Source organism: Salegentibacter agarivorans (assembly GCF_900113135.1).
In the GTDB taxonomy this organism is placed as follows: Bacteria; Bacteroidota; Bacteroidia; order Flavobacteriales; family Flavobacteriaceae; genus Salegentibacter; species Salegentibacter agarivorans.
In genome coordinates this window covers 61,071-67,491 of record NZ_FOOH01000022.1, presented here as the reverse complement: position 1 = coordinate 67,491, position 6,421 = coordinate 61,071, and the positions used below count along the sequence as shown (strand labels likewise).

The following is a 6,421-nucleotide window of genomic DNA, read 5'->3' as shown; positions in this document are numbered from 1 at the left end:
GAGAAGGTTACGAATGATGGTGATGAAAAGCTGGAAAAGCTGGAAACCTCTTCACCGACAACTAAGGCGTATGGGTTATAAGGGGAATTTTCTGAAGATATCGGTAACCCGATGGAGAAACTCCTCCACCAATTTAATACACTATGCCCTGCCAAATAAGTACTTCTCAGAATTAGGGTTGTACGCAATGGACACAGTTGAAGGGAACACTTTGCATCAGTACTATCAAACAGTACTGAATAAGATTTAACATGAGCCGTGTACGAGACCCGTATGCACGGTTCTGGAAGAGGGATGAAGATAATAAATGCTCAAATATTTATTATCTTCACCCTACTTGATTATAAATTATAGAGAAAAGAATTTTTTTATACGTGAAGCCGTGAATGTGGCTGTTTTACAAGCTATTTCTACTTGTTTTGTAAAATCATTTAGGATGTTAAAAAAAAATTGATATACTTTTGCAGCTAGAAAAAAGAGAGTTATGGCAAAGAATTTAGTGATTGTAGAGTCCCCTGCCAAGGCGAAAACCATCGAAAAATTTTTAGGAAAAGATTATAAGGTGGCTTCCAGTTTTGGACATATTGCCGACCTGCCTACAAAAGAATTAGGTGTTGATACCGAAGGTAATTTTAAACCAAAATATATAGTTTCTAAAGACAAAAAAGATGTAGTTAGAAAACTAAAAGGTTTTGCAAAAGATGCTGATATGGTATGGCTGGCAAGTGATGAAGACCGGGAGGGGGAAGCTATAGCCTGGCACCTTGCCGAAGAGCTTAATCTTAAAAGTGATAAAACCAAAAGAATTGTTTTTCACGAGATCACTAAATCGGCTATTCTTAAAGCTATTGACAATCCCAGGGATATTAATTATAACCTGGTAAACGCCCAGCAGGCCCGTAGGGTTTTAGACAGGTTGGTAGGTTACGAACTTTCGCCGGTTTTATGGCGAAAAGTTAAAGGAGGTCTTTCGGCCGGGAGAGTACAATCTGTTTCAGTGAGACTTATTGTAGAAAGAGAAAGAGAAATTCAAAATTTTACTGCGGAAGCTTCATTTAGAATAGACGCTGAATTCAGTACGGAAGACGGTAAATCTTTTAAAGCAAAAATTCCCAAAAATTTTGATACCCGTAAAGAAGCTGAATCATTTCTTCAGCAAAACTTAGGGTCTGATTTCAAAGTTGCGGAACTTACTACCAAGCCAGCGAAAAAATCTCCTGCACCACCGTTTACCACTTCAACTTTGCAACAGGAAGCTGCCAGGAAGTTGTATTTTTCAGTAAGTAAGACCATGACTATGGCGCAACGTTTGTACGAAGCCGGTCATATTACTTATATGAGAACAGATTCGGTAAACCTTTCAGAAGATGCACGAAAAGGAGCTAATGAAGAAATTTTAAAGGCTTACGGAGATAAATACGCAAAATCAAGACAATTTAAAGGAAAAACTAAAGGCGCTCAGGAAGCTCACGAAGCAATTCGCCCAACAAATTTTGCCAGCCACTCGGTAAGGGCAGATCGGGACGAACAACGCTTATATGAGTTGATCTGGAAGAGAGCTATCGCTTCACAAATGAGTGAAGCCCAATTAGAACGTACTCATGTGAAAATTGAAGCTTCTAAACACGATAAGCAGTTTACTGCAAATGGAGAAGTTTTGAAATTTGACGGTTTCCTAAAAGTTTATCTGGAAAGTACCGATGATGATGAAGATGCGGAAGAGCAAAACGGAATGTTACCGGCTTTAAAGGAAAATCAGCCGCTTAACAACAAATACATTACCGCAACAGAAAGATTTACAAGACCGCCATATAGATATACTGAAGCTTCTTTAGTGAAGAAACTGGAAGAATTGGGAATTGGACGTCCTTCTACTTATGCACCTACAATTTCTACTATTCAGAATAGGAATTATATAGAAAAAGGGTCGGTTGAAGGTACGGAGCGCGAGTATTTGCAATTTGTATTGAAAGGTTCTGACATCAAAGAGAATAAATTAACTGAAACCGTTGGAAGTGATAAAGGAAAATTAGTGCCAACTGCCGTAGGTATGGTGGTGAACGATTTTCTTGTGAATCATTTTTCAAACATTCTTGATTATAATTTTACCGCGAGAGTTGAACAGAGTTTTGATGATATCGCGGAAGGAAATGAAGAATGGACGCATATGATGAAAGAATTCTATGAAGACTTTCATCCTCAAGTTGTAGATGTAGCCAAAAATGCCGACCGTGAAGTTGGAGAAAGAATTTTAGGCGAAGATCCCGAAACAGGGAAACCGGTAAGTGTTCGGTTAGGAAAATTTGGGCCTATGGTTCAAATTGGCTCTGTAGAAGATGATGAAAAGCCAAAGTTCGCCAGCCTTGGACCAGACCAGACTTTAGATTCGGTTACTTACGAAGAAGCGATGGATCTTTTCCAGCTTCCGAAGGAATTAGGAGAGTATAAAGATGAAAAAGTTGAGGTAAATAATGGCCGTTTTGGTCCTTATGTGAAATTTGGCAAGAAATATGTTTCGCTTGAAAAAGGCGAAGATCCATTAAACGTAGATTTTGATCGCGCAATGGAGCTGATCAAGGAAAAAGAAAAGGCAGATGCTCCAATTCACCACTACGAAGATATGCCGGTACAAAAAGGTGTAGGTCGTTTTGGTCCTTTCTTAAAATGGAATGGTATTTTCATTAACGTGAATAAAAAATACGATTTTGATAATCTTTCTATTGAAGATATTGAAACTTTAATTGAGGATAAGAAGCGTAAAGAGCGTGAAAAGTTGATCCATAATTGGGAAGAAGAAGGAATTAGAGTTGAAAAAGCACGTTGGGGAAGGTTTAATATTATAAAAGGCAAGACTAAAATTGAGTTGCCAAAAACCACAGATGCCGAAAACTTAAGTTTGGAGGAAGTAAAAGAAATTCTTGAAGAGAAATCTAAAAATAAAAAAAAGACTACTAAAAAGAAAGCTCCTGCTAAAAAAACAACTGCTAAGAAGAGCACGGCAAAAAAGAAAACCACTACAAAAAAGAAGAAGTAATATATGGATTTAGATTTTCTGAGTCCCCTTTCTGAAGAGTTGCTTAGGGAAATTGCCGGTTTTGGTGAACATTCCCTGGGAAATTCAGTAAAAAAACATACCGCCTCTCACGGTTTGCCAGAGTTAGATGGCGTACAAATGGCAGTGGTGGGTATTAAAGAAAACCGGCTGGGAGAAGAAATAGACTTTCTTGATTTTGTAGATGTAAGAAAGGCTTTTTATAGTTTATTCCCGGGAAACTGGCATATTAATATTGCCGATTTGGGGGATATTGAAAAAGGCGAAACTGTAGAAGATACTTATTTTGCAGTGCAAACCCTGGTGGCGCAATTAGTGAAAAAAGATGTGATTCCCGTGCTTTTAGGCGGAAGTCAGGATTTAGTTTATGCGCAATACCGGGCATACGATACTTTAGATCAAATGGTAAATCTTGTAAACATAGATAGCCGTTTTGATTTAGGAGATGCCGAAAACCCGATAAGCAATTGCTCTTACGTTGGTAAGATAGTAGTTAATCAGCCTTATAATTTATTTAATTATTCCAATATTGGCTATCAAACCTATTTTAATTCGCAGGACGAAATAGAGTTAATGGAGCGCCTGTTTTTTGACGCTTATCGTTTAGGAGAAGTTAGTAATAATATAAAATTAGTAGAACCGGTAATGAGGGATGCAAATATGGTGGCTATAGATTTAGCAGCTGTAAGTGCACCTTCATCGGGTTCTCGTGATATTGCTTCCCCTAATGGATTTGATGGGAAAGAAATTTGTGCGCTTGCTCGCTACGCCGGGATTAGTGACAAAGTTAGCTCTTTCGGGATTTATGAATATGATAATTTAAAATTCGGAAATTTGGGTGCCATGTTAATGGCACAAATGATGTGGTATTTTGCTGAAGGAATAAATTACCGGACTAACGAAAATACTATTTCGGCAAAAAAAGAGTTTATAAAGTATCAGGTTCCTATAGATGATGAGGTTTTGGTGTTCTACAAAAGTCCTGTTAGCGGGAGGTGGTGGATAGAGATTCCGTTTCTTGAACATGTAGATACTAAATTAAAAAGGAGTACGTTATTACCTTGCAGTGAGGAAGATTACCTGGAAGCTTGTAATCAGGTAATTCCAGAAAGATGGTATAAAGCAAAAAGAAAAAACGAAGTTTAAAATAATTTCAGGCATTCTTGGTATTTACTGTATTTTTACCTAAAATATTGTTTTTTAAAAAATAATTAGATAGGTTTACTGCCGTAAATTGAGATGTCTTAACCTAAGAGAAACTATGAAGAAATTTATTTCGCTAATAGCTGTTCTGGCCTTGCTTTCAAGCTGTGGTCGTGGAGATCGTGGACAGCTGGTTGGTGCGAAAGGGGAGAAGTGGAATCCGGAGAAACCACTTGGGATGACATTAATTCCTGGAGGTTCATTTATAATGGGAAAGTCTGATGATGATATCGCAGGCCAACGCAATGCCCCGCCTAAAACGGTGACCGTGCGTTCTTTCTATATGGATGAAACCGAAATTACCAATGCCGAATACCGTCAATTTGTTAATGATGTAAAGGATTCTATTGTTAGAACCGAATTAGCAATTATGGCTGAAAACATGGGCGAAGCAGAAGGCTCAGGCGGAATTGGAGATTACGCTTTTATGGATGCCGATGAGGGAGACATGACGCCTTATGAAGAATATATGCTGAATACATACGGCCAGGGTGGTCCATCTGACACCTACGAGAACCGCCGTTTAAATAAGGATATTGATATTATTTGGGATACAGAAGATTATCCAGATGTGTATTATGCGGAAGTTATGGATATGATGTATATCCCCATGGAAGAGGTTTATAACGGACAGCGTACCATAGATGTAGAAAAATTAAAGTTCACTTATACCTGGATGGATGTGCAGGGTGCGGCTAAAAAACAGGGAAATAGAAGTGATTATATAAAAAGAGAAGAAATTCAAATTTATCCCGATACTACAGTTTGGATAAGAGATTTCAACTATTCATATAATGAGCCTATGCATAATGATTATTTTTGGCATAGTGCTTTTGACGATTATCCCGTAGTAGGAGTTACCTGGAAACAGGCAAGGGCTTTTACGCAATGGAGAACCTTATATCATAATTATTACCGAAGAGAAAAAGGTGAGCACAACGTGCCTTCTTACCGTTTACCAACCGAGGGTGAATGGGAATACGCAGCTCGTGGTGGTTTAGAAGGAGCTACTTACCCGTGGGGAGGTCCTTACGCCAAAAACGATCGTGGTTGTTTTATGGCCAACTTTAAACCATTAAGAGGAGATTACGCGGCAGATCAGGCGCTTTATACTGTTGAAGCTCAATCTTACGATCCAAATGATTATGGTTTGTATAATATGGCCGGAAACGTGGCAGAGTGGGTAGATTCGTCTTACGATCCCGCTTCTTACGAATACATGTCTTCAATGAACCCAACGGTTAATAATCCCGACGATATGCGAAAAGTAGTGCGGGGAGGTTCCTGGAAAGATGTAGCTTATTTCCTTCAGGTAAGTTCAAGAGATTATGAATATGCAGATTCTGCAAGAAGCTATATTGGCTTTAGAACAGTTCAAGATTACCTCGGAACAGATGTTACCCTAAATCAACCAAACAGATAATTAACAACAACCTATTTAACCAGTAGAAAATCTAAATCTATTTTATTATTATGGCAAAATCGAATTCAACAAAGAGAATAACTAACATGGTGTACGGTTTAGGTGCATCAGTTGTAATATTAGGTGCGCTTTTTAAAATTATGCACTGGCCATTTGCAAACCCAATGCTTATTGCAGGTCTTGTAGTAGAGGCTTTTGTATTTGCATATTCTGCATTTGAACCTACAGATGACGACCTTGACTGGTCTTTAGTTTACCCTGAATTAGCCGGTGGACAAGGAACTCGACGTAGCGCAACAGTAATTGAGGAAGACAAAGAAACTCAGGGCCAACTTTCTAAGAAATTAGATGAAATGCTTAAAGAAGCTAAGATAGATGCTAATCTAATGAGCAGTCTTGGAGACAGTATCCGTAATTTTGAAGGAGCGGCAAAAGGAATTGCTCCTACTGTAGATGCTATGGCTTCTCAAAAGAAATACAGCGAAGAGCTTACTACAGCAGCTACGCAAATGGAAACCTTAAATAATATTTATAAAGCTCAGGTAGAATCAGCTTCACGCCAGGCAGAAATCAACCAGGAGGTTGCAGAAAATGCCGGTAAATTAAACCAGGAAATGGGATCTCTTGCAGCTAACCTTTCTTCTTTAAACGGAGTTTATGGAGGTATGCTTACAGCTATGAACGGTACCCGCAGTGGTGTGCCAACTAATTAGTGAATTTATTACCTCTGAAAACTTAAATTA

Annotated in this window: 5 protein-coding genes; all 5 read left to right on the top strand. The window is 38.5% G+C overall.

Translation table 11 applies throughout. From position 1 onward, the window contains the following. Positions 1–250 (top strand): hypothetical protein (locus BM084_RS19295; protein ID WP_218152252.1); only part of this gene is annotated, 250 nt, incomplete at its 5' end. Positions 251–484: 234 nt separating this feature from the next. After that, positions 485–3,034 carry a type I DNA topoisomerase gene (topA, locus tag BM084_RS14690; RefSeq protein ID WP_093305758.1) on the top strand — a complete coding sequence of 850 codons (2,550 nt, stop codon included), beginning with the start codon at positions 485–487 and terminating at the stop codon, positions 3,032–3,034. A 3-nt stretch (positions 3,035–3,037) separates the two neighbouring features. Continuing rightward, a complete protein-coding gene (locus BM084_RS14685) occupies positions 3,038–4,198 on the top strand; it encodes a formimidoylglutamase (protein ID WP_093305756.1) in 1,161 nt (386 codons plus the stop codon). 115 nt (positions 4,199–4,313) lie between these two features. Then, positions 4,314–5,678 carry a T9SS ring complex lipoprotein PorK/GldK gene (gene porK / locus BM084_RS14680; RefSeq protein WP_075325738.1) on the top strand — a complete coding sequence of 455 codons (1,365 nt, stop codon included), beginning with the start codon at positions 4,314–4,316 and terminating at the stop codon, positions 5,676–5,678. Between the two features lie 50 nt (positions 5,679–5,728). After that, complete coding sequence (gene porL, locus BM084_RS14675; RefSeq protein WP_093305755.1) at positions 5,729–6,391, top strand: type IX secretion system motor protein PorL/GldL; 663 nt, start codon at positions 5,729–5,731, stop codon at positions 6,389–6,391. The last annotated feature ends 30 nt before the right edge of the window (positions 6,392–6,421 follow it).